Annotated in this window: 23 protein-coding genes; 14 read left to right on the top strand and 9 right to left on the bottom strand. The window is 61.5% G+C overall.

Annotated features, from left to right (window positions below; genetic code table 11):
* Positions 1-8: 8 nt before the first annotated feature.
* Entirely contained in the window at positions 9-530 is a 522-nt protein-coding gene (locus tag UW3_RS0113970) for a DUF2937 family protein (protein ID WP_010223118.1), read from the top strand.
* On the opposite strand, the gene UW3_RS0113965 is transcribed toward UW3_RS0113970, so the two are convergent.
* Entirely contained in the window at positions 527-1,438 is a 912-nt protein-coding gene (locus tag UW3_RS0113965; RefSeq protein WP_010223117.1) for a LysR family transcriptional regulator, read from the bottom strand. The genes UW3_RS0113970 and UW3_RS0113965 overlap by 4 nt on opposite strands.
* A 142-nt stretch (positions 1,439-1,580) precedes the next feature.
* Here UW3_RS0113965 and UW3_RS0113960 point away from each other — a divergent pair, with 142 nt between their 5' ends.
* Genes UW3_RS0113960 through UW3_RS0113945 form a run of 4 tightly spaced genes read left to right on the top strand, consistent with a single transcriptional unit; the run spans position 1,581 to position 5,263 of the window.
* Positions 1,581-2,867 carry an MFS transporter gene (locus tag UW3_RS0113960; protein ID WP_010223116.1) on the top strand — a complete coding sequence of 429 codons (1,287 nt, stop codon included), beginning with the start codon at positions 1,581-1,583 and terminating at the stop codon, positions 2,865-2,867.
* Between the two features lie 25 nt (positions 2,868-2,892).
* The gene (locus UW3_RS0113955; protein ID WP_010223115.1) at positions 2,893-3,645 is read left to right on the top strand and encodes a 5-oxoprolinase subunit PxpA; all 753 of its coding nucleotides are present in this window, start codon (positions 2,893-2,895) and stop codon (positions 3,643-3,645) included.
* Complete coding sequence (gene pxpB / locus UW3_RS0113950; protein ID WP_010223114.1) at positions 3,642-4,346, top strand: 5-oxoprolinase subunit PxpB; 705 nt, start codon at positions 3,642-3,644, stop codon at positions 4,344-4,346. The genes UW3_RS0113955 and pxpB overlap by 4 nt, the downstream gene beginning before the upstream one ends.
* On the top strand, positions 4,343-5,263 hold the full coding sequence (locus UW3_RS0113945) for a 5-oxoprolinase subunit C family protein (protein ID WP_010223113.1): 921 nt from the start codon (positions 4,343-4,345) through the stop codon (positions 5,261-5,263). The genes pxpB and UW3_RS0113945 overlap by 4 nt, the downstream gene beginning before the upstream one ends.
* Positions 5,264-5,358: 95 nt before the next feature.
* On the opposite strand, the gene UW3_RS0113940 is transcribed toward UW3_RS0113945, so the two are convergent.
* The 3 genes from UW3_RS0113940 to UW3_RS0113930 form a co-directional block, all read right to left on the bottom strand.
* The gene (locus UW3_RS0113940) at positions 5,359-6,537 is read right to left on the bottom strand and encodes a vWA domain-containing protein (protein ID WP_010223112.1); all 1,179 of its coding nucleotides are present in this window, start codon (positions 6,535-6,537) and stop codon (positions 5,359-5,361) included.
* A 16-nt stretch (positions 6,538-6,553) separates the two neighbouring features.
* On the bottom strand, positions 6,554-7,399 hold the full coding sequence (locus tag UW3_RS0113935; protein WP_010223111.1) for an AAA family ATPase: 846 nt from the start codon (positions 7,397-7,399) through the stop codon (positions 6,554-6,556).
* A 138-nt stretch (positions 7,400-7,537) separates the two neighbouring features.
* Positions 7,538-8,611 carry a DUF748 domain-containing protein gene (locus tag UW3_RS0113930; RefSeq protein ID WP_010223110.1) on the bottom strand — a complete coding sequence of 358 codons (1,074 nt, stop codon included), beginning with the start codon at positions 8,609-8,611 and terminating at the stop codon, positions 7,538-7,540.
* Between the two features lie 130 nt (positions 8,612-8,741).
* Between UW3_RS0113930 and cysK the strand changes: the two genes are divergently transcribed.
* The 3 genes from cysK (at position 8,742) to UW3_RS0113915 (ending at position 12,095) form a co-directional block, all read left to right on the top strand.
* Positions 8,742-9,716: a cysteine synthase A gene (cysK, locus tag UW3_RS0113925; RefSeq protein WP_010223109.1), complete on the top strand. Its 975-nt coding sequence runs from the start codon at positions 8,742-8,744 to the stop codon at positions 9,714-9,716.
* A 161-nt stretch (positions 9,717-9,877) separates the two neighbouring features.
* On the top strand, positions 9,878-10,813 hold the full coding sequence (locus UW3_RS0113920; protein ID WP_010223108.1) for an aspartyl/asparaginyl beta-hydroxylase domain-containing protein: 936 nt from the start codon (positions 9,878-9,880) through the stop codon (positions 10,811-10,813).
* 391 nt (positions 10,814-11,204) lie between these two features.
* A complete protein-coding gene (locus UW3_RS0113915; RefSeq protein ID WP_010223107.1) occupies positions 11,205-12,095 on the top strand; it encodes a DMT family transporter in 891 nt (296 codons plus the stop codon).
* Positions 12,096-12,161: 66 nt separating this feature from the next.
* Here the strand turns inward: UW3_RS0113915 and UW3_RS0113910 are convergent, their stop codons facing one another.
* Positions 12,162-13,064 (bottom strand): DMT family transporter, encoded by a 903-nt coding sequence (locus tag UW3_RS0113910; protein ID WP_010223106.1) that lies wholly within the window; start codon positions 13,062-13,064, stop codon positions 12,162-12,164.
* 186 nt (positions 13,065-13,250) lie between these two features.
* Between UW3_RS0113910 and aceK the strand changes: the two genes are divergently transcribed.
* Positions 13,251-14,972: a bifunctional isocitrate dehydrogenase kinase/phosphatase gene (gene aceK / locus UW3_RS0113905; protein WP_010223105.1), complete on the top strand. Its 1,722-nt coding sequence runs from the start codon at positions 13,251-13,253 to the stop codon at positions 14,970-14,972.
* 125 nt (positions 14,973-15,097) lie between these two features.
* Here aceK and UW3_RS28710 read toward each other — a convergent pair whose 3' ends face one another.
* Positions 15,098-15,346, bottom strand: a complete 249-nt coding sequence (locus UW3_RS28710) for a hypothetical protein (RefSeq protein ID WP_148276799.1) — start codon at positions 15,344-15,346, stop codon at positions 15,098-15,100.
* Between the two features lie 451 nt (positions 15,347-15,797).
* Positions 15,798-16,667, bottom strand: a complete 870-nt coding sequence (locus tag UW3_RS0113895; protein WP_010223104.1) for a DUF6279 family lipoprotein — start codon at positions 16,665-16,667, stop codon at positions 15,798-15,800.
* A gap of 145 nt (positions 16,668-16,812) precedes the next feature.
* On the opposite strand from UW3_RS0113895, the gene UW3_RS0113890 reads away from it, so the two are divergent.
* Positions 16,813-17,649, top strand: a complete 837-nt coding sequence (locus UW3_RS0113890; protein WP_010223103.1) for a CvfB family protein — start codon at positions 16,813-16,815, stop codon at positions 17,647-17,649.
* Here the strand turns inward: UW3_RS0113890 and UW3_RS0113885 are convergent, their stop codons facing one another.
* The gene (locus UW3_RS0113885) at positions 17,650-18,030 is read right to left on the bottom strand and encodes a hypothetical protein (RefSeq protein ID WP_010223102.1); all 381 of its coding nucleotides are present in this window, start codon (positions 18,028-18,030) and stop codon (positions 17,650-17,652) included.
* Between the two features lie 321 nt (positions 18,031-18,351).
* Between UW3_RS0113885 and UW3_RS0113880 the strand changes: the two genes are divergently transcribed.
* Both UW3_RS0113880 and def read left to right on the top strand, forming a co-directional pair.
* Positions 18,352-19,335 carry a YihY/virulence factor BrkB family protein gene (locus UW3_RS0113880; RefSeq protein ID WP_010223101.1) on the top strand — a complete coding sequence of 328 codons (984 nt, stop codon included), beginning with the start codon at positions 18,352-18,354 and terminating at the stop codon, positions 19,333-19,335.
* The gene (def, locus tag UW3_RS0113875) at positions 19,325-19,864 is read left to right on the top strand and encodes a peptide deformylase (RefSeq protein WP_010223100.1); all 540 of its coding nucleotides are present in this window, start codon (positions 19,325-19,327) and stop codon (positions 19,862-19,864) included. Before UW3_RS0113880 ends, def begins: the two co-directional genes overlap by 11 nt.
* On the opposite strand, the gene UW3_RS0113870 is transcribed toward def, so the two are convergent.
* Complete coding sequence (locus UW3_RS0113870; RefSeq protein WP_010223099.1) at positions 19,816-20,187, bottom strand: GNAT family N-acetyltransferase; 372 nt, start codon at positions 20,185-20,187, stop codon at positions 19,816-19,818. The genes def and UW3_RS0113870 overlap by 49 nt on opposite strands.
* 366 nt (positions 20,188-20,553) lie before the next feature.
* On the opposite strand from UW3_RS0113870, the gene UW3_RS0113865 reads away from it, so the two are divergent.
* Positions 20,554-20,811 carry a DUF2790 domain-containing protein gene (locus UW3_RS0113865; protein ID WP_010223098.1) on the top strand — a complete coding sequence of 86 codons (258 nt, stop codon included), beginning with the start codon at positions 20,554-20,556 and terminating at the stop codon, positions 20,809-20,811.
* A 98-nt stretch (positions 20,812-20,909) separates the two neighbouring features.
* The coding region (locus UW3_RS26975) for a lytic polysaccharide monooxygenase (protein WP_010223097.1) at positions 20,910-21,350 on the top strand (441 nt) is incomplete at its 3' end.

Raw genomic sequence — 21,350 nt, 5'->3', positions numbered from 1 at the left:
TCAGCCCCATGTTCAGAAGTTACCTGCGCTTGCTGTTGTTTACCTGCGGTTTGCTGATTGGCCTGCAAGTGCCGGGCTATATCGTCGATTATGGCCAGCGGGTCGAGGCGCACCTGCTCGAATCGCGCGAAGGCCTCAAGGGCTTTGAAGACACCGCCAAACGCTTTTTCAACGGCGACCTGCAGGCGCTGCTGGGCCATTACCGCAGCAGCGACGACCCGGTGTTCACCAGCGATGCCAACAGCATCGAAAGCCTGTTGATCCGCAACCGCCAGTTCGAGCAGGAATGGCAGATTCTGCAAGGCCCGTGGCTGGCGAAAACCTGGCATGTGCTGGTCACCGCCAACCCGCAACTGCGCGAAGAAACCCTCAACGGCTACCGCTACCAGATCCTCCTCAATCCCGAGGCCCTGGCCTGGGGCCTGAGCTGCGCGCTGGTGTTGGCGCTGGTGGTCGAAAGCCTGCTGCTGTTGCTTGGCTGGGTCGCACTTGGCGGGCGGCGCAAGGCGGTGCAGGAGAGCTGGCGCTAAACCAGCACGATGCGCTGCGGCCCGGCATCGCGGGCGTAGCGCTCCAGCACGTTGCGGCACAGTTGCACCACCTCATCGACCAGCTCGACACCGGTCTGCCAGGCCACCACCAGCTCCAGGCTCGGTGGTTGCTGGGCCAGCGGCAACAGGATCAGTTCGCCACGGGCCAGTTCTTCGCTGACCAGCGCTGGCGGCAGGGCGCCGATGCCAAAGCCGTCACGCAGCAAGCGGGTAATCGCCGCCACCGAATTCACGCAGTTCAGCCGTGGCGCGCCGACGCCTTCGGCCTGTAGCAGGCTGAGCACTTCCTGGTGCGGACGCGAGTTCTTCGAGAAGGTGACGATGCGCTCGCGGGCCAGGTCCGCCAGCGAGGCGTAGTCGCGGTTGTAGATCGACTGGCGGGCGACGATCCAGCCCATGGGATAGCGCGCCAGGTCCAGGCTGCGGATCGATTCCTGGCGCAACAGGTCGGTTTGCAGAATCACATCGAGAAAGCCTTTTTGCAGCTGTTCGCGCAAGTTAAGCGCGGTATCGGCGACCAGTTCGATTTCCACCTGCGGGTAGCGCTCCATCAGCTCCGACACCAGCGGGCTCATCCAGGTGTGGATCACCGTGTCCATCACGCCGATGCGAATGCGCCCGACCTTGGCCCGGTCGCTGTCCAGCGATTGTTTGAGGGCCTTGGCGGTGTCGAGCATCTGTTCGGCGTATTCCAGCACCTTGCTGCCTTCCGGGGTCAGGCTCACGCCGCGTGAGTCGCGCAACAGCAACCTGACCCCGAGGTCGGCCTCCAGCGCCGCGATACGGCTGGAGATCGACGCCTGGGTGGTGAAGAGCTTTTCGGCGGTCAGGCGAAAGCTCTTGAGCCGGGCCACCCAGACGAAGGTTTCGAGGAATTTGAGGTTCATGGCGCGCTCACTGATCAAGTTTTTCTTATGCCAGACAGCTGGTTTTTCTCGTTGGACGACAACCTGCGCCCGTCGAAAAATGATCCTCAGGCCGCGACATATGCTGTCGTCGTTAAAACAATACCAACAAGCTGAGGCAACCATGAACCCATCGGGCGTGCAGCAACAGGTCAAACCCAGGTCAGTGGCGGGACCATTCGACTGGTACCGCAACATCAACAAGCAGGAACGCCGGACCTTCTGGAGCTGCAAGATCGGCTACGGCCTGGATGGCATGGACACGCAGATGCTCAGCTTCGTCATCCCCACCCTGATCGCCCTGTGGGGCATCACCACCGCCGAGGCCGGGCTGATTCACACCAGCACCCTGATCGCCTCGGCCCTGGGCGGCTGGATCGCCGGCATTCTCTCCGACCGCATCGGCCGCGTGCGCACCCTGCAACTGACGGTGTTGTGGTTTGCATTTTTTACCTTCCTCTGCGGCTTTGCCCAGAACTACGAACAACTGCTGATCGCCCGTACCCTGATGGGCTTTGGCTTTGGCGGTGAGTGGACGGCCGGCGCAGTGCTGATCGGCGAGGTGATCCGCGCTCAGGACCGTGGCAAGGCGGTCGGCATGGTGCAGTCCGGCTGGGCCATTGGCTGGGGGCTGACGGCGATCCTGTATGCCGTGCTGTTCTCGCTGTTGCCGCCGGAAGACGCCTGGCGTGCGCTGTTCCTGCTGGGCATCGTACCGGCGGTGTTCGTGATTTTTGTCCGGCGCCTGGTCAAGGACCCGGAGATCTACCAGCAGGCCAGGGCCGCCGAGAAAACCGAAGCACCTTCGCATTTTTATGAGATCTTCGCTCCGGGCATGCTCTTCACCACTATTCGCGCTTCGTTGCTGACCACCGGCGCCCTGGGCGGTTACTACGCCATCACCTCGTGGCTGCCGACCTTTCTCAAGAACGAACGGGGCCTGAGCGTACTGGGTACCGGCGGCTACCTGGCGATGGTGATCTTCGGCTCCTACATCGGCTACGTGATCAGTGCCTACCTGACCGACCTGTTGGGCCGGAAAAAGAACTTCATCCTGTTCGCCGTCGGCTCGTTCATCATTGTCCTGCTTTACACCCAGATGCCGGTCAGTGACGGCGTGATGCTCTGGCTGGGCTTCCCCCTGGGCTTCTTCGCCTCGGGGATCTTCAGCGGCATGGGCGCGTTTCTTACCGAACTGTTCCCCACCCGCATCCGCGGCTCGGGCCAGGGCTTTTGCTACAACATCGGCCGCGCCCTGGCGGCGTTCTTCCCGCTGCTGATCGGTTTGCTCAGCCAGAAGATTCCGCTGGGCCTGGGTATCGGCGGATTTGCCGCAGTGTCCTACGGAGTGGTAATTCTGGCAGCACTGAGCCTGCCGGAAACCCGCGGCAAACAACTTGAAGCCCGTTAAGGCCGAGCCTGAAGGAGTATCACTCGTGAGCCGCCTGTTACTGAATTGCGATATGGGTGAAAGTTTTGGCAGCTGGACCATGGGCCTGGACGCCCAGGTCATGCCCTATGTTGATTGCGCCAACATCGCCTGCGGCTTCCACGCCGGCGACCCCGGGATCATGCGCAAGACCGTGGCCCTGGCCGTGGCCAACCAGGTGCGCATCGGCGCCCACCCGGCCTACCAGGACCTGGTCGGCTTTGGCCGTCGCTCCATGGCCTGCAGTGCCGAAGAGATTCGCGACCTGCTGCATTACCAGATCGGCGCCCTGGACGGCATTTGCCGCACCCAGGGGACGCAGGTTGCCTACGTCAAACCCCACGGCGCGCTGTACAACGACATGATGGCCGACCCGCTCAAGCTGCGTGCCGTGCTGGAAGCTGTGGCCGCCTATGACCGGCAACTGCCGCTGATGCTGATGGCCACCGCCGACAACAGCGCGGCCCAGGCCCTGGGTGATGAGTACGGCGTGACCCTGTGGTTCGAGGCTTTTGCCGACCGCGCCTATGACGCCAGCGGCCACCTGGTGTCGCGGCGCTTGCCGGGGGCGGTGCATCACGATCCGGCGCTGATCGTCGAACAGGCTTTGCGCTTGGCCCGGGGCGAGCCGCTGATTGCCAGCGATGGCAGCGCGCTGCTGCTGCAGGCCGATACCTTGTGCGTGCATGGTGACAACGACAGCTCGATTGCCGCCGTCCGGCAGATCCGTCAGGCCCTCGATGCCCAGGCGGTGCCATGAACTACCGTATTGAAGTGGTAGCCATCGACTGCCTGATGGTGCGCCTGTTCGATCGCATCGACGAAAGCAACATGCCGTGGATGCTCGCCGCCAGCCGGCGCTTGCGCAGCGCGTTTGCCGAATGTCTGGTTGATCTGGTGCCGTCCTATACCACGCTGATGGTGCAGTTCGACTTGCTCCAGATGTCGCCAGCCGAGGCTCAGGCCTGCATCCGCGAAGCGCTCAGCGACCTGCAAGCGGACGCTGGCAGCGGCGGTCGTGAGCATGAGATCCCGGTGTGGTACGACCTGAGCGTCGGCCCGGAACTGAAATTATTGGCCGAGCGTTGCCAGACCTCGCTGGCAGACATCATTCGCCGTCACAGCGAGCGTGAGTACCAGGTCTTCGCCCTTGGCTTTGCCCCCGGCTTCGCCTTCATGGGCCTGGTCGAAGAGGCACTGGCCACGCCGCGCCTGGCCACCCCGCGCAAACGCGTGGCGGCCGGCAGCGTGGGGATTGCCGAGCGGCAGACCGCCGCTTATCCAGCGGTTTCTCCTGGCGGCTGGAACCTGATCGGGCGCACCCCGAGCAAACTCTTTGACCGTCAGCGCGAGGGCTACAGCCTGCTGCAGCCGGGTGACCGGGTGCGCTTCGTGGCGGTTGAGCGTGCGACCTTCCTTAACCTGGGCGGCGACGATACGCCGCTGGAGGCACAGGCATGAGCCGGTTGTCGATCGAGGCCAGCACGCCGCTGTGCCTGTTGCAGGATGCCGGGCGCTTTGGCGTGCGCCACCTGGGCGTGACTCAGGGCGGGGCGCTGGACTGGGTGTCGATGCGCTGGGCCAACTGGCTGCTGGGTAACGCGCCCGAGGCTGCGGTGGTCGAGGTCACCCTCGGTGGTTTCAGCCTGATTGCCGAGCAGGACTGCTGCCTGGCCCTGGCCGGCGCCGACCTCGACGCACGCCTCGATGGCCAGCCGCTCAAGCCCTGGCGCAGTTTCAGCATGAGCAAGGGCCAGCGCCTGCGTTTGAACTCGCCGTTGCACGGGGCCCGCGCATACATCGCCGCGCCGGGCGGGTTCAAGGCGCCGCAGGTGCTGGGCAGTTGTGCCAGCGTGGTGCGTGAAGAGCTCGGCGGGCTGGATGGTTTGGGCTCGCCGCTGGCCAAGGGGCAACCGCTGGAATATGCCGGCGTGGCGAAAGCGCTCAAAGAAGTGCCGGAGGCGTTGTGGCCGGACTTTACCGACAGGGCGCCGCTTGATCTGTTGCTCGGCGCGCAGATCGGCGATTTTAGTGGCACAAGCCTGTTTGAAGCGTTCAACCGTGAATGGACCCTCGACAGCCGTGCCGATCGAATGGGCATTCGCCTGTTGGGGCCGGTGTTGCAGTACCAGGGCCCGGCGATGATCTCTGAAGGTATCCCTTTAGGCGCGGTGCAGGTGCCGCCGGATGGCCAGCCAATCGTGCTGCTCAATGACCGGCAGACCATTGGTGGTTATCCGCGCTTGGGGGCGTTGACGCCGCTGGCGCTGGCGAGAATGGCGCAGATGCTGCCGGGGCACGTGGTACGGTTCCGGCCGGTGGTGCAGGAGATGGCGTGGCTTGAGCAGCGGGCATTTCTTGAGAGGTTTGTTGGCTGAGCGGGCCTCATCGCTGGCAAGCCAGCTCCCACAGGTGAATGCAAACCTCTGTGGGAGCCGGCCTTGCCGGCGATGGGGCGCGTAGCGGCCCGTGTCTACTTGGACAAAAACCGCATCCCTTCTTCCAACCCACGCAAGGTCAGCGGGAACATCCGGTCCTCGACCAGCTCGCGAACGATGTTGGTCGATGCCGTATAGCCCCAGGTGTCCTTTGGGTAGGGGTTGATCCAGATGAGCTTCTTGTACTTCTCCATGAACCGCTGCATCCACACGTAACCGGCTTCCTCGTTCCAGTGCTCGACGCTGCCACCCGGCTGGGTGATTTCGTAGGGCGCCATGGCCGCGTCACCGACGAACACCACCTTGTAGTCGGCGCCGTACTTGTGCAGCAGGTCCAGGGTCGAGGTGCGCTCGGAGGTACGGCGCAGGTTGTTCTTCCACACCGACTCGTAGACGAAGTTGTGGAAGTAGTAATACTCCAGGTGCTTGAACTCGGTCTTGCAGGCCGAGAACAGCTCTTCGCAGATCTTCACGTGGGCGTCCATCGAGCCGCCGATGTCGAACAGCAGCAGCAACTTGACGCTGTTGCGCCGCTCCGGGCGCATCTGGATGTTGAGCAGGCCGGCATCGCGGGCGGTGTGGTCGATGGTGCCGTCGATATCCAGCTCTTCGGCCGCACCCTGGCGGGCGAACTTGCGCAGCCGGCGCAAGGCCAGCTTGATGTTGCGCGTGCCCAGTTCGACCTGGTCGTCGAGGTTCTTGTACTCGCGCTGATCCCAGACCTTGACCGCCTTGCCCTGGCGCTTGCCGGCATCGCCGACGCGGATGCCCTCGGGGTTGAAACCGCCCGAGCCGAACGGGCTGGTGCCGCCAGTGCCGATCCACTTGTTGCCGCCGGCGTGGCGTTCCTTTTGCTCTTCCAGGCGCTTCTTGAACTCTTCGATCAGCTTGTCCAGCCCACCCAGGGACTGGATCTGCGCGCGCTCCTCGTCAGTCAGCGAGCGCTCGAACTCCTTGCGCAGCCAGTCTTCGGGAATCAGCGCTTCCAGGTGCCGGTCGAGGTTCTCCAGGCCTTTGAAGTAGGCCGAAAACGCCCGGTCGAACTTGTCGAAATGGCGCTCGTCCTTGACCAGGATGGCCCGCGACAAGTAGTAGAACTCGTCCATGTCGGCAAAGGTCACGCGCTGCTTGAGGGCATTGAGCAAATCAAGCAGTTCGCGCACCGAAACCGGCACCTTGGCCGCGCGCATTTCATTGAACAGATTGAGCAGCATGGCTATTGCTCCCGGCTCAGCGGTTACCGCGACGGCTCATGAAGGCCAGGCGCTCGAGCAACTGCACGTCCTGTTCGTTCTTGACCAGGGCCCCGGCCAGCGGCGGGATGGCCTTGGTCGGATCGCGTTCGCGCAGCACCGCTTCGCCGATGTTGTCGGCCATCAGCAGCTTGAGCCAGTCGACCAGTTCGGAGGTGGACGGCTTTTTCTTCAGGCCCGGCACCTTGCGCACGTCGAAGAACACGTCCAGCGCTTCGCTGACCAGGTCCTTCTTGATGTTCGGGTAGTGCACATCGACGATCTGCTGCAGGGTGTCGCGGTCGGGGAAGGCGATGTAGTGGAAGAAGCAGCGGCGCAGGAAGGCGTCCGGCAGCTCTTTTTCGTTGTTCGAGGTAATGATGATGATCGGGCGCTGCTTGGCCTTGATCGTCTCGTTGGTTTCGTAAACGTAGAACTCCATCCTGTCCAGTTCCTGCAACAGGTCGTTGGGGAACTCGATGTCGGCCTTGTCGATTTCGTCGATCAGCAGAATGACCCGCTCGTCGGACTCGAAGGCCTCCCAGAGCTTGCCTTTCTTCAGGTAGTTGCGCACGTCGTGCACCTTGTCGACGCCCAGTTGCGAGTCGCGCAGACGGCTGACCGCGTCGTACTCGTAGAGCCCCTGGTGGGCCTTGGTGGTCGACTTGATGTGCCAGGTGATCAGCTTGGCGCCAAAGGATTCGGCCAACTGCTCGGCAAGCATGGTCTTGCCGGTGCCCGGCTCGCCCTTGACCAGCAGCGGCCGCTCCAGGGTGATCGCTGCGTTGACTGCCAGTTTCAGGTCGTCTGTTGCGACATAAGCGCTGGTGCCTTCGAACTTCATGAACCGATCCTCTAACGTAGCGCCGGGGGTACATGGCCCCAGGCGGAAAAATTGTCATGCACGACTATAACGCGGGCTCCGGGCGACTGGGAACGCAGACGGCCCATTCAGTCTCTGAATGGACCGTCACTCGGTGACTCAGTCAACCTTGGGTGGCGTTTGTTCATAGTTGGCGTTGAAGGCCTGGACAAAGCCATTGCGCAGGATCTGCAAAAACGCCTCGAAGGCGCTGATATCGCGTTTATGCACGCTGCCTCTGAGCGCTACGCGGGTGGCGAACTGGTTCTTGCGCTGGTTCTTGAGCGCGGTTTCGCTGCCGCCGACCAGGGCTTCCCAGATCGAGCGGAAAAAGCCCTTGTCCTTGCTCTGAACGTCCTGTTGCCAGTTGAACACATCGACGTCGCGCAGCAACGGCTTGATGTAGCCGTTGAGCTGGCCGTTGCTGGCTTCGGCCTCGATCACCAGGTCGCCATGGCCGGCATTGAAGTCGAACTTGCCATAGGCACTGGCAAAATCGTTAAGCCGGCGCAACTCGATATCGGTGGCGCGCAAGCGAAACTTGAAGTCTTGGAAATCGCTGAAGGGGTCGAAGGTGGCGCTGCTTTCGACGCTGGCATCGCCGAGCAGGCGGGCCTTGCCGTCGAACGTGGCGTCGCGCCGGCCCTTGCGGTCCTCGACGTTGGTCAGGTTGCGGATGCTGGCATCGAGCCGGGTGGCCTTGAGGTTGACCGGCGGCGTGGAATTGAAGTTGCGAAAGCTCAGGATACCGTCGTCGATGCGGACTTCGTTGAGGGTGATGGGCAGCAGCTTTTCCAGTTGCTGACGCCAGTCGGTGCCCTGGCCGGTCTGCGAGGTCTGTTTGCTGGCACCGTCGACGAAGTTCAGCTGCGGCTTGAAGAAGGTCACTTGCGCCACTACCGCCTGGTTGTGCCACAGCGAATGCCAGCTGACCGACAGGTCGATCAAGGGTGCTTCGAGAAACGGCACCGGAACCTTGCCGCTGGTCTTGACGATGTTCAGGCCGTTGATCTTGTAGGCGCCGCGCCACAGGGCCAGGTCGACGTCGGCGATCTGCCCGCGGTATTCACCCATGTCGGCGAGCCTGTCGTTAAGGTAGTTGCGTACCAGCAGCGGCAGGGTCAGGTGCAGGGCCAGCAGTAACAGGGCGATGCTCAACAGCCCCCACAGGGGCCAGCGGTAGCGACGTTTCATCGGCGACGGTTTCCGGCAGGGTAGTGATCGGTTGACCCCCGTCAGCTTCAGGGGTTCGCCGGTTGTGGACGCATTGGCGCTGCAGGCTTACCCTTGAAGTTTTCCGCCCGGTGCATAAAAGGACCCCGCCATGAGCCGTATCTTTGCTGACAACGCGCATTCCATCGGCAATACGCCGCTGGTGCAGATCAACCGCATCGCCCCTCGCGGCGTCACCGTGCTGGCCAAGACCGAGGGCCGTAACCCCGGTTATTCGGTCAAGTGCCGGATCGGCGCGAACATGATCTGGGACGCTGAAAGCAGCGGCAAGCTCAAACCGGGCATGACCATCGTCGAACCGACCTCGGGCAACACTGGCATCGGCCTGGCCTTTGTTGCCGCCGCCCGGGGTTACAAGCTGCTGCTGACCATGCCGGCGTCGATGAGCATCGAGCGGCGCAAGGTGCTCAAGGCCCTGGGTGCGGAGTTGGTGCTCACAGAGCCGGCCAAGGGCATGAAAGGTGCAATTGAAAAAGCCAATGAAATCGTTGCTGGCGATCCGTCGGCTTACTTCCTGCCCGGCCAGTTCGAGAACCCGGCCAACCCGGCGATCCATGAGAAGACCACCGGCCCGGAAATCTGGAACGATACCGACGGCGCGGTCGATGTGCTGGTCGCCGGTGTCGGCACCGGCGGCACCATTACCGGGGTGTCGCGCTATATCAAGCGGACCCAGGGCAAGGCGATTCTCTCGGTAGCGGTCGAGCCGATCGTCTCGCCGGTGATCACCCAGGCCCGTGCCGGTGAAGAGATCAAGCCCAACCCGCACAAGATCCAGGGCATCGGTGCCGGTTTTGTGCCGAAGAACCTCGACTTGAGCATGGTCGATCAGGTCGAGCTGGTCAGTGACGAGGAGTCCAAGGCCATGGCCCTGCGCCTGATGCAGGAAGAGGGCATCCTCTGCGGTATTTCCTCCGGAGCGGCCATGGCTGCGGCGGTGCGCCTGGCGGAAAAGCCGGAGATGCAGGGCAAGACGATCGTCGTGATTCTGCCGGATTCTGGTGAGCGTTACCTGTCGAGCATGCTGTTTTCCGACCTGTTCACCGAGCAGGAAAACCAGCAGTAAGTCGCGGCGGTGCTGATCCCGGGCAATAACCGGCGCCGCTGTTTGTTGCACAATCCTTAACACTGATTCCCGGTCCCGCAGGTTTTCACTGGGACCGGATCGGTTAATATGTTCGATTAATTCGGCAGTGATGGCCTGATCGAAATTCCAAGGAGTGTTGCATGACTTTTTCCTTTGTCGCCAAGGCAGGTGTATTGCTGCTGTTTTTCGGCAGCACGTTGTATGTGCACCTGCGCGGCAAGGCGCGTTTGCCAATGTTGCGCCAGTTCGTCAACCATTCGGCGCTGTTTGCCCCTTACAACGCCCTGATGTACCTGTTTTCCGGTGTGCCGTCCAAACCTTACCTGGAACGCAAGCGCTTCCCCGAGCTCGACGTGCTCAAGGACAACTGGGAAGTCATCCGCGAAGAGGCCATGCACCTGTTCGACGAGGGTTACATCCGCGCAGCCGAAAAAGACAACGACGCCGGCTTCGGCTCGTTCTTCAAGAAGGGCTGGAAGCGTTTTTACCTGAAGTGGTACGACAAGCCGCTGCCCTCGGCCGAGGCGCTGTGCCCCAAGACCGTCGAGCTGGTCAACAGCATCCCCAACGTCAAGGGCGCGATGTTCGCCTTGCTGCCCGGCGGCAGTCACCTGAATCCGCACCGCGATCCGTTTGCCGGCTCCCTGCGTTATCACCTGGGCCTGTCGACGCCGAACTCCGACGATTGCCGGATCTACGTCGATGGTCAGGTGTATGCCTGGCGCGACGGTGAAGACGTGATGTTCGACGAAACCTATGTGCACTGGGTCAAGAACGAAACCGAAACCACCCGGGTGATCCTGTTCTGCGACGTCGAGCGGCCGCTCAACAGCCCGCTGATGACCCGCATCAACCGCAAGGTCAGTGCGTTCCTCGGCCGCGCCACCGCGCCGCAGAACACCGATGACGAACGCGTGGGCGGCATCAACCAGGCCTATGCCTGGAGCAAGCGCTTCAGCAACGTCATCAGCAACCGGGTCAAGCAGTTCAAGCGGGCCAACCCCAAGGCCTACCGGGTGTTGCGTCCGGTGCTGGCGGTGGTGGTTGCCTATCTGCTGTACCGCTGGTTGTTCTGATTGTTTCGGGCCGCTTTGCGGCCCATCGCCGGCAAGGCCGGCATCTGCATTCGCCACCGACTTGCCAGCCTGAAACAGGCTGGTCTATAGTCACCCCACTTCACCTCACCGAAGACCTGCTCATGCCAGCGTCCTGCCCATCCACCGTATTCGCTACCGCGCCTGACGCGGTTGTCGTTGTGCGTGGGAATCAGCAGCCGGCCATGATCAGTCACTACCCACCACCTGTCAGTAGCGTGGTCGTGTGCGTCGTCGCACCGCCAGCAGTGGTAGTGCTGGGCTAAGCGGCCAATCGCTGCGTCCCCACACACCTGCACCCTACTGAATACGGTTGGCTGCCCCTCGCGGGTAGCACCGTTCGGCTTATCTGCCCGAATTACAGGTGGCATTCATGTCTGTTCTATCGAAACAATCCGTGGTCTCGGCGGCCACTACCAGCCTGTTCGTCCTGCTCTGGAGTAGCGGGGCGATCGTCTCCAAGCTTGGCTTGGCTCACGCCAGCCCCTTTGCCTTCCTGCTGCTGCGTTCGGCCCTGGCCCTGGCGGGCCTGCTGTTGCTCAGCCCCTTGCTCAAGCTGCACTGGCCGCGCACCCGCCCGGCGGTGTTGCAAGCCCTGGCCACCGGTTGCGTGCTGCTGGGCGCTTATCAGATCTTCTACCTGCTGGCGCTCAACACCCACGTCACGCCCGGGGTCATGGCCACGGTCATGGGCGTGCAACCGATCCTCACCGTGGTGCTGATGGAACGCCAGCGTTCCTGGAGCCGGTTGTTCGGCCTGGGCCTGGGCTTGAGCGGCTTGATCATGGTGGTCTACCAAGGCATCAACCTCGGCGGTGTGTCGCTGGCCGGGATGCTGTTTGCCTTGCTGGCGCTGATGAGCATGACCTTTGGTTCGATCATGCAAAAGCGCATCACCAGTAACCCCATGGGCACCTTGCCACTGCAATACCTTGCCGGGCTGATGATGTGTGCAGTATTTGCGCCGTTTCAGCCGCTGCAGGTGGAACTGACCGACAGCTTCATCGGCGCCTTGCTGTGGATGGGCCTGGTGGTGTCGCTGCTGGCGACTTTGCTGTTGTACCGGTTGATCGCCAAGGGCAACCTGGTCAATGTCACCAGCCTGTTCTACCTGGTGCCGGCCGTCACAGCGGTGATGGACTACCTGATCTTCGGTAACCGCCTGGCGGCGCTCAGCTTGTTGGGCATGGGGCTGATCGTCATTGGCCTGCTGTTCGTGTTCCGCAAGCCCGCTGCCGCGCAGGCGCAACTGCAAGCTGACTAGCACTGCTTGCCGCCCGGCAAAACGCCGGGCGGCAAACCTGCGCCCTCAGGGCTACGGATTAACCTGTCAGGCGCGAACCGGCTTGCCAACCGCCGCAGGCTTGAGCACCAGCCACAACGCCACGGCAATCAACAGCCCGCCGTACAGATGCGCCAGCGACAACGGCTCATCCAGCAGCCAGGCGCCCCACAGCACACCGAAGGCCGGGATCATGAAGGTCACAGTGCTGGATTTGACCGGGCCGATCTCGCTGATCAGGCGAAAGTAAAGGATGTAGGCAAAGGCGGTACACACCAGCCCCAAGCCCAGCAGCGACCCCCACACCTCCCAACCGCCCCAGCTTGCCGGTGGCTGGGTCAGCACGCTGTAGCCGAACAACGGTAACAACAGCAAGGTCGCGCCCATCATGCTGCCCAGCGCCGACAAGCGGCTGTCGAGGCCGCCCTGGTGATCGAGCCAGCGCCGGGCCAGAAAGCCGGCCAGGCCATAACAGGCGGTTGCCGCCAGGCACGAGAGGGCGCCTTGCAGCAGTTTCGCGTCAAACGCCACCGGGCCCGCGCCACTGAGTACGCCGACACCGAACAAACCAAGGAAAATGCCGCTGAGCTTGGCCAGGGTCAGTGGTTCACGAAAGCACAGCGCGCCAATCAGCACGCCCATCAACGGCGTGGTGGCATTGAAGATTGCCGAGTAGCCGGCCGGCAACACTTGGGCCGCCACTGAATACAGCGTGGCTGGAATCCCTGAGTTGATCATGCCCAGCACCAGACAGGCCCTGAGCTTGCCGTTGAAGTCCCAGCGCACCCGCAGCAGGGCAAGAATCACCAGCAGGCCGAGGCAGGCGATGGAAACGCGGAAAAACGCCGTGGGCAGGGTGCCGAGCACCGGCGCAATGATGCGCATGAACAGAAAGCTCGCCCCCCAGACAGCAGCGAGTATCAACAGGCGGGTAATGGCGATAGGGCTCATGGGCTCTCCGGGTCCTTTGGGGGCAGGGCGCGAGTTTACGTTACAAACCGGGCCATGCTCTCTCCCTTTCTTGCGCTCAAATTCCGCGCTCGGCGAGTTTGGCCGATACACCCGCGCCAACAGGCTTTCCCTGCCCGTGGCGACTGGCTAAGCTCAGGCTTTGACATTCCCGCAGAGGTCTGACGTATGCCCCAGCAATGGCCGGCCGCCGATATCGCCCGGATGATCCTCGATGGCTTCGATGATTATCGTGAACATTTCCGGCAGATCACCGACGGCGCCCGCGAGCGGTTCGAGCAGGCCCAGTGGCAACAGACCCAAAGCGCCTCGGCGGCGCGCATCAACCTCTATGAGGAAAAGGTCAGCGAGGTCAGTGGCTGGCTGCGTCAGGGTTTCGAGGACGAGGTGCTGCTCGACGTCTCGCTGTGGCCGCTGGTCAAGAGTGCCTATATCGGCCTGATTGATCCGCGCCTGGACGATGAACTGTCGGAGACCTGGTACAACTCGATCTTCTGCAGCCTGTTCAGCCATGACCTGATCAGCGATGGCTGCATGTTCATCCATACCACCCGGCCATCGCTGCGCAGTCACGAGCGGGCGGCGCAAACCCGAATCTATCGGCCGCAAAGCGGCCTTGGCGCGTTGCTGGCGCAGGTCTTCGCCGACTACCGCTTCGATGTGCCGTACGCGGACCTTGCCGGCGACCTGGCGCGCCTTGAAGCGCAGCTGCGGGAGAACCTGCCGGACTGGGTGTGCAAGGACCCGGCCCTGGCCGTCGAGCTGTTTTCTTCGGTGCTGTACCGCAACAAGGGCGCCTACCTGGTCGGGCGCCTGTACACCCAGGACGAGCAATGGCCGCTGGTGATCCCGCTGTTGCACCGCGAAGGCCACGGCATCGAGATCGACGCGCTGATCACCGACGAAGCCGAGGTGTCGATTATCTTCTCCTTCACGCGTTCCTACTTCATGGTCGATGTGCCGGTACCGGCCGAGTTCGTCGGTTTTCTCAAACGCATCCTGCCGGGCAAGCACATCGCCGAGCTGTACACCTCGATCGGGTTCTACAAACACGGCAAATCGGAGTTCTACCGGGCCTTGATCAACCACCTGGCCGGCACCGATGACCGTTTCATCATGGCCCCGGGCGTGCGTGGCATGGTCATGAGCGTGTTTACCCTGCCGGGCTTCAACACCGTGTTCAAGATCATCAAGGACCGCTTCTCGCCGTCCAAGAGCGTCGATCGCGCTACGGTGATCGAAAAGTACCGCCTGGTAAAAAGCGTCGACCGCGTCGGGCGCATGGCCGATACCCAGGAGTTTGCCGATTTTCGCTTCCCCCTGAGCAAGTTCGAGCCTGAGTGCCTGGCCGAACTGCTGGAAGTGGCGCCGTCCACCGTCGAAGTGCACGGTGACACGGTGCTGATCCGCCACTGCTGGACCGAACGGCGCATGACCCCGCTCAACCTCTACCTGGAAAACGCCAACGACGCCCAGGTGCGCGAGGCCCTGGAGGACTATGGCCTGGCCATCAAGCAACTGGCAGCGGCGAATATCTTTCCGGGTGACATGCTGTTGAAGAACTTCGGCGTCACCCGCCACGGGCGCGTAGTGTTCTATGACTATGACGAGATCTGCTTTCTCACCGAGGTGAACTTCCGCTACATCCCGCCGCCGCGTTTCCCCGAGGATGAAATGGCCTCCGAGCCTTGGTATTCGATCGGGCCGTTGGATGTGTTTCCCGAGGAGTTCCCGCCGTTCCTGTTTGCCGATAGCGGTCAACGTCGCTTGTTCAGCCAGTTGCATGGCGAGTTGTACGATGCCGACTACTGGAAAAGCCTGCAGGCGGCGATCCGCGGCGGCAAGGTGATCGATGTGTTCCCGTATCGGCGCAAGTGCCGGGAGAGCTGAACAACATCGCGGGGCAAGCCCGCTCCCACAGGAATGAGGGTGAATCTGTGGGAGCGGGCTTGCCCCGCGATGCTTTCAGGCCGAGAAAATTCGTTGTACACCCACCCCATCAAGCACCGCATCGATCAGCGCACGAGCAATCTCGATATGCTGGCCGGCACCGGCGACGATGGCGCGGTCGTTGAGGGTGAGATGATCCAGCGATCGCTGACCGTGGCTTCAGCGCATCGCAGCAGTTGGCCGGCGTGCAGCAGGGCTTCTTCGGCGGGAATACCTTCGCGAACGTTGAACATGCGGTTGGTGCCGAACGGAGTGTTGGTGGTGGTTGCGTTGGATAGGCCGAGACTGGGGGGATCTGGGACAAGCTTTTTCATGATTGACCTCAAGTTATGAAGCAACCACGCCTCGCTGCTAAACGATGGGTGGCAGCTGTACGCGGGTTAGCAGACCGGTAACTCGAGGAACCCGGCGCACCCGAAGGCGCCCCACGTACAACCGCCATATAGCGTTGTGCCGTCGACATCGAGTAATGAGCCGGACTGCTAAATCCGATCGTTGGATTTTCCAACGACGGCAGCAGCCTAGGTTCTTGACGGGGTTGGCACAACAGAGCAACGGCGGCGAAAGTATGATTCAGAACGGTCTGACAGAAAACACTTACAACATTTCGATTTGTCGCTGTGTGAGCAGCCTGCACCGGACCTTGTGGGAGCGGGCTTGCCCCGCGATCGAGCGCGTAGCGGTCGTATGCCAGGCAACTCCTGGTTTGCTGACTGTACTGGCCTCATCGCGGGTCAAGCCCGCTCCTACAGCTGAAGGCGGCCGCTACCCCTTCAAGCACTTCAACTCGCTGAAACTCTGCCGCACCTGGCCAAGCTTCTGCTCCAGGTGCTGGCGCTGTTGCTCGCTGCTCTGTGCCATCACATCCACCAGCAACCGCCGCGCCTCCTGCTCGGTGCGCTGGAAGGCGATCCGGTACTCCGGTGTCCACAGGCTTTCGCGCTTCTTCAGGAGGATTTCCAGGCGCGGCTCGAAGCTGTCGCTGTAACGCTGGTCCATGGCCGCGCTGAACTGCGCCTGCCAATGGGCGCGGTTGGCGATCCACTGGCGGTTCTGTTCACCCAGGCTTTGTGACCAGGTCATGACCCGCAGTTTCTGTTGCGCGCTGAGCTCGCCGAGCCAGGTGCTCAGGCGTTTTTCCATGCGCTCGGCGCGGCGTTCGATTTGCCGTGCAAGCGGTGTATTGACATATTTGGCCTGGCGCTCGCGGATGTCGTCGGCAAAGGCTTCGCGCATTTCCCGCACCTGCTCATCATCCATGCTGCGCAACAGTTCGGCGGCCGACGGGGTGATCTGCTCGGCAACCTTGGCAATGGCCTGGCGGGCTTCCTGGGTGCGTACCTGCAGTTGCTGGTCGGTCACCGCATTGCTGGCGACCATCGCCTGGATTTTGTCGATCCAGGTCAGGTAGCCGGGCAATTGCGTACGACAATGCCAGGCCAGTTGCTGTTTGAGTCGATCGTTGAGCCAGGTTTTCTGCTGGCGGTTCATGCTCAGGTAGTCGTTCAGCGACCAGGGCACCAGCATGTCGAGGTTGCGGTAGGCCAGGTCGACACGGTTGCAGGCGATGACCAGCAAGGCCGATATCACCAGCAACAGCACGGTGCGCAGGTACTTGGACAGGCAGGCGTACATGAGCGGATCCTTGCGAAGGCTTGCTTGTCTTTATAGAACAGGGCGCGCCTTCACGGTTCATTTTGCTGACGGGCCGTCATCGGCAACCGGGCGCAATCGCCGCGTGAGGTGTAGAATGCCCCGCTCGCAACGAGGATTTCCGGAAATGGCTTTAGTTGGGCGTTACAACACTTTGCAAGTGGTCAAGCACACGGACTTCGGTCTGTACCTGGACGGCGGGGCGGACGGCGAAATCCTCCTGCCTAACCGTTACATCCCCAAGGATACGCCCACCGAGGTTGAAGACTGGCTGAACGTCTTCGTCTACCTCGACAGCGAAGACAAGCTGATCGCCACCACGGAAAAGACCAAGTTGCAGGTGGGTGACTTCGCCAGCCTCAAGGTCAAGGAAATCAACAGTATCGGCATTTTCCTCGACTGGGGCCTGCCCAAAGACCTGCTGATGCCGTACTCCGAAGAAAAGCGCCAGATGAAGGCCGGCGAGTACTGCGTGGTGCACGCTTACCTCGACAAGCGCACCCGCCGCATCACCGCCACCGCGCGCCTGGACCGTTACCTGGACAAGGTGCCGGCGAACTACAAGGTTGGCCAGGAGGTTGACTTGCTGGTGGTCGAAGAAACCCCGATGGGCTTCAAGGCGATCATCAACAACAAGCACTGGGGCCTGATTCACAAGAATGAAGTGTTCAAGTTCCTGCGTTCGGGCAAGCAGGAGAAGGGCTACATCAAGGAACTGCGCAGCGACGGCAAGATCGCCCTGAGCCTGCAGCCCATCGGCCAGGACCTGGCCAACAGCCTGCACGACAAGATCCTCGCCAAGCTCAAGGACGCCAACGGCGTGCTGCCGGTCAGCGACAAGAGCGACCCGCAGTTGATCAGCGACCTGTTCGGGGTCAGCAAGGGCAACTTCAAGAAGGCCATCGGCGCCTTGTACAAGGATGGCCGCATCGTCATCCACGCCGACCGCATCGAACTGGCCTGATCAGACCTGCTTGAAGCCTGCGAAACTCAGGTTCTCACCGCCTGGGCGCAGGTCTTTGAGCAGCGAATCGCGATCGGCACTCAGCGCCAGGCTGATGGTCGAGCGGCGCTTGCCCGGGTGGCGGATTTCCATTTTTTCCTGATGGGCCTGCAGGTAGTTCACCGGCACCTTCAAATGCTGCAGCTCGTCAGTTTCCGGGGTGTGCAGCAGCAGGTTGACCCAGTCGGGCTGGCCCTTGCGCAGCAGCTTCACCGGCACATCGAACCACCACAGGCTGCGCTTGGTGTCGAGCACGGCAAACAGGGTGTTGTCGCTGTTGAGCACTGGTCGTTCCAGTTCCTGGTTGCGGCGGGCAATGGCGGTGGGTTTGTCGAGTTTCATGCAGGTTCCTACGGGTGACGCTTGAAAGGTCGCTTATTGTGCTGGCAACTCGATGAAACATAAAGCGACGTTACTCGCCGGCGTATCGATTGCCCCGAAGGCATGGCTAACGAGAACGTTGGCAAGGTCAAGGATGCACTGCAGAAGCCTTGAACCCTGAGAACACGGACAGGACGACGGCCATCTTCGGGTGGCCGTTGTGCTATCTGCCGTAATCAATCGCAACTTTGAGGCGATCGTCGATTAGACTTCAGGACGTACCTGCCTGATGAGTGCTGTGAGGAGCCTGCCAATGACCCTCGAGCGGCGAAAGGAGACGCTATGATTTTCCCCGACCTGCGCGGCTTGCCGTTGCACCGTGTGCTGGTGCGCACGGTCAAGGAATTTCTCGATGACGAGATGTCCACCTATGCCTCGGCGCTGGCCTACCAGATGCTGTTTTCGTTGTTTCCCTTCCTGCTGTTCCTGATCGCCCTGATCGGCTTCCTGCATTTACCGGACTTTTTCTCCTGGTTGCGCCTGCAGTCGGAACTGGTATTGCCGCCCCAGGCGCTGGAGCAGGTCAACCCGGTAATCGACCAGTTGCAGCAGTCCAAGGGCGGTTTGCTCTCGGTGGGTATCGTCATTGCCCTGTGGACCGCATCGGCCGGTGTGCGGCTGATGATGAGCGCGATGAACGCAGCTTACGACGTGGTCGAGGGGCGCCCGGTGTGGAAGCGCTTTCCGCTGTCGGTGATCTACACCGTCGGCATCGCCGGCATGCTCCTGGCTGCCGCCGCGCTGATGGTGCTGGGGCCGCAGGTGATGGAGTGGATTGCCTCGCAGATTGGCATGCAGGAGTTCATCGTCACCCTGTGGACCGTGCTGCGCTGGCCGGCGATCATCATCCTGATGATGGTCGCGGTGGCGTTGATCTATTACGTCATGCCCGATGTGAAGCAGACGTTTCGCTTGATTACCCCGGGCTCGGTGCTGGCGGTGGTAGTGTGGATCATCGCTTCGCTGGGTTTTGGCTACTACGTCAAGACCTTCGCCGACTACAACGCCATGTACGGCAGTATCGGAGCGATCATTGTCCTGCTGTTGTACTTCTATATTTCCGCTGCCGTCTTGCTGTTGGGGGCTGAAATGAATGCGGTGATCGAACGCATGTCGGAGGAAAGCAAAGAGCCCGGCGAAAAAGACGTTGATGGCGTCGCCCATGAGCATGAAAAAAAGCATGTCTCCGGGCTTGGCCGTGATCATTCGCTTGATCATCAAACCACACCTGCCAGCGAACCCCTGAGTCGAAGCCATGATTCATGACATCCTGAAAATGGGCGATGAGCGCTTGCTGCGCATCGCCCCGCCCGTGCCGCAACACATGATCGGCAGCGCCGAGCTTGAACGGCTGATCGCCGATATGTTCGAAACCATGGAACATGTCGGCGGGGTGGGCCTGGCCGCGCCGCAGATCGGTGTCGACCTGCAATTGGTGATCTTCGGTTTCGAGCGCAGTGAACGCTACCCGGAGGCCGAGGCGGTGCCGCGGACCATTCTGCTCAACCCGCTGATCACGCCGTTGAGCACCGAGGTCGAGGACGGCTGGGAAGGCTGCCTGTCGGTGCCGGGGCTGCGTGGCGTGGTGCCGCGCTACCAGCGGATTCGCTACGAAGGCGTTGACCCGCAAGGGCAGCCAATTGTGCGCAACGCCGAGGGCTTTCATGCCCGGGTGGTGCAGCATGAATGCGATCACCTGATCGGCCGCCTTTATCCCTCGCGCATCCACGACTTCAGCCGCTTCGGTTATACCGAGGTGCTGTTCCCCGGGCTGGACCCTGCCAGCGACGACTGACCCCGCAGCATTGCCAACAAGGGCTTGCTGCGCTGGTAGCGGGCCAGGCGCTCGGCCAAGGGCGCGGGCAGGGTGCCGGTGCTGCTGAACGCCTGGCGGGCATAGAAGCCCTCCAGGGCCGGGTGGCAGAACAGCCAGATATTCCCTGGCAGTTCGGCCGCTGCCGCTTCGATCAGTTGGCGGGCGACCTGCTGGCCGCGCCACGCGGGGGCGACGAACAAGCCGGTCAGCCAATGGCCGCCGGGCACGTCACTCAGGCACAACGCCGCGACGATTTCCTCGGCCCTGGCCACCCACAGCTGGCCCTGGGCAGCCGCGCGCATGGGCGAACCGTGGTTTCGGTAGAATTTATTCAGCAAGGGCCGCTCGGGCGCAAGCAGCCGGCAGTAGCGTAATCGGGTCACTGGTTTGATCTGGCAAAGGCTCTACACCGGGCTTTTACACCGGAAGGCAAAAACTGTCGAGAGCGTTGTACCGAGGCTATTGTTGCAAAAGCAGTAACAGTGAATGTCCGGCTTCGTGATTTAACCGCCCGAAGTACCTTGTAGACTAACCACATCCCACACAGAAAGTTACAGTGGGGTCGGTACTTCGTGTTATGTCCCCTTGTTTGATATAACAACTTCTCCGCGCCGTTCAAGGTAAATGAAGTCAATCGATTAGTTTGATTGCTTTGCAGGCCTATTATCATGAAACGTTTATTTGCACTTGCCCTGGTGGCTGTTTCTTCGTTCGCCCTGGCGGATGAAATCAATACTGCGGCTGCGCAACCTGTTGTTGAACAGTATGACTACAGCAGCAACCTGGATATTGCCAAAGTCATCAGTTTGTCGACCATTCCCAATGTTTGTGAAGTGGTACCGGCAACCATGACCTACGAAGACCACCAGGGGCAGCGCCACACCATCGAGTACCGCGCCATGGGTGACGGCTGCAGCAACGGCTGATACCGTTCGGCACCTCTGGGTTGCGCATTGCAGGGCTTGAGCTAGGGTCAATCGTGTCCAGGGTGGACAGTTTTCCTATCGCACATGGAGTGAATGCAATGAACAGCCCTGAGAAAAACCTGCGGCACGGCCGCGTTATTTCACCGGCCAGCCGTGGTTCCAAGACCGTTGAACTGGGATTGCTCGGCAACTGGCAAGTCAATGAAATGGAAGGCGGTAAAAACTTCCCAAGTTTGGTGGCCGGGCCGGTGCCTGCGCCCTTCCAGACGGATGCCCCCAGTGTCGTGCCACCCGCGGATGGATATATTCTAAGTGGTGGCAAACAGGACGCTCGCGACGTCGTCAATTACACGAACGCGGAAATGTCCGCCAAACTCGGCACGCCCTTTAACTGGCCGTTGTTGAATGTGACGCCGGGCCAGACCTTCCAGGTGAAGTGGGAATATACCGCAGCACATACCACCCGGGGCTATCGCTGGTTTATTACCAAAGATGGCTGGGATGTGAACAAGCGCGTCAGTCGCGCCCAGCTCGAGGCT

Origin of the sequence: Pseudomonas donghuensis, from assembly GCF_000259195.1 — a bacterium.
Classification (GTDB): Bacteria; Pseudomonadota; Gammaproteobacteria; order Pseudomonadales; family Pseudomonadaceae; genus Aquipseudomonas; species Aquipseudomonas donghuensis.
The sequence above is the reverse complement of the archived record's forward strand: the minus strand, read 5'-3'. Positions and strand labels throughout refer to the sequence as shown.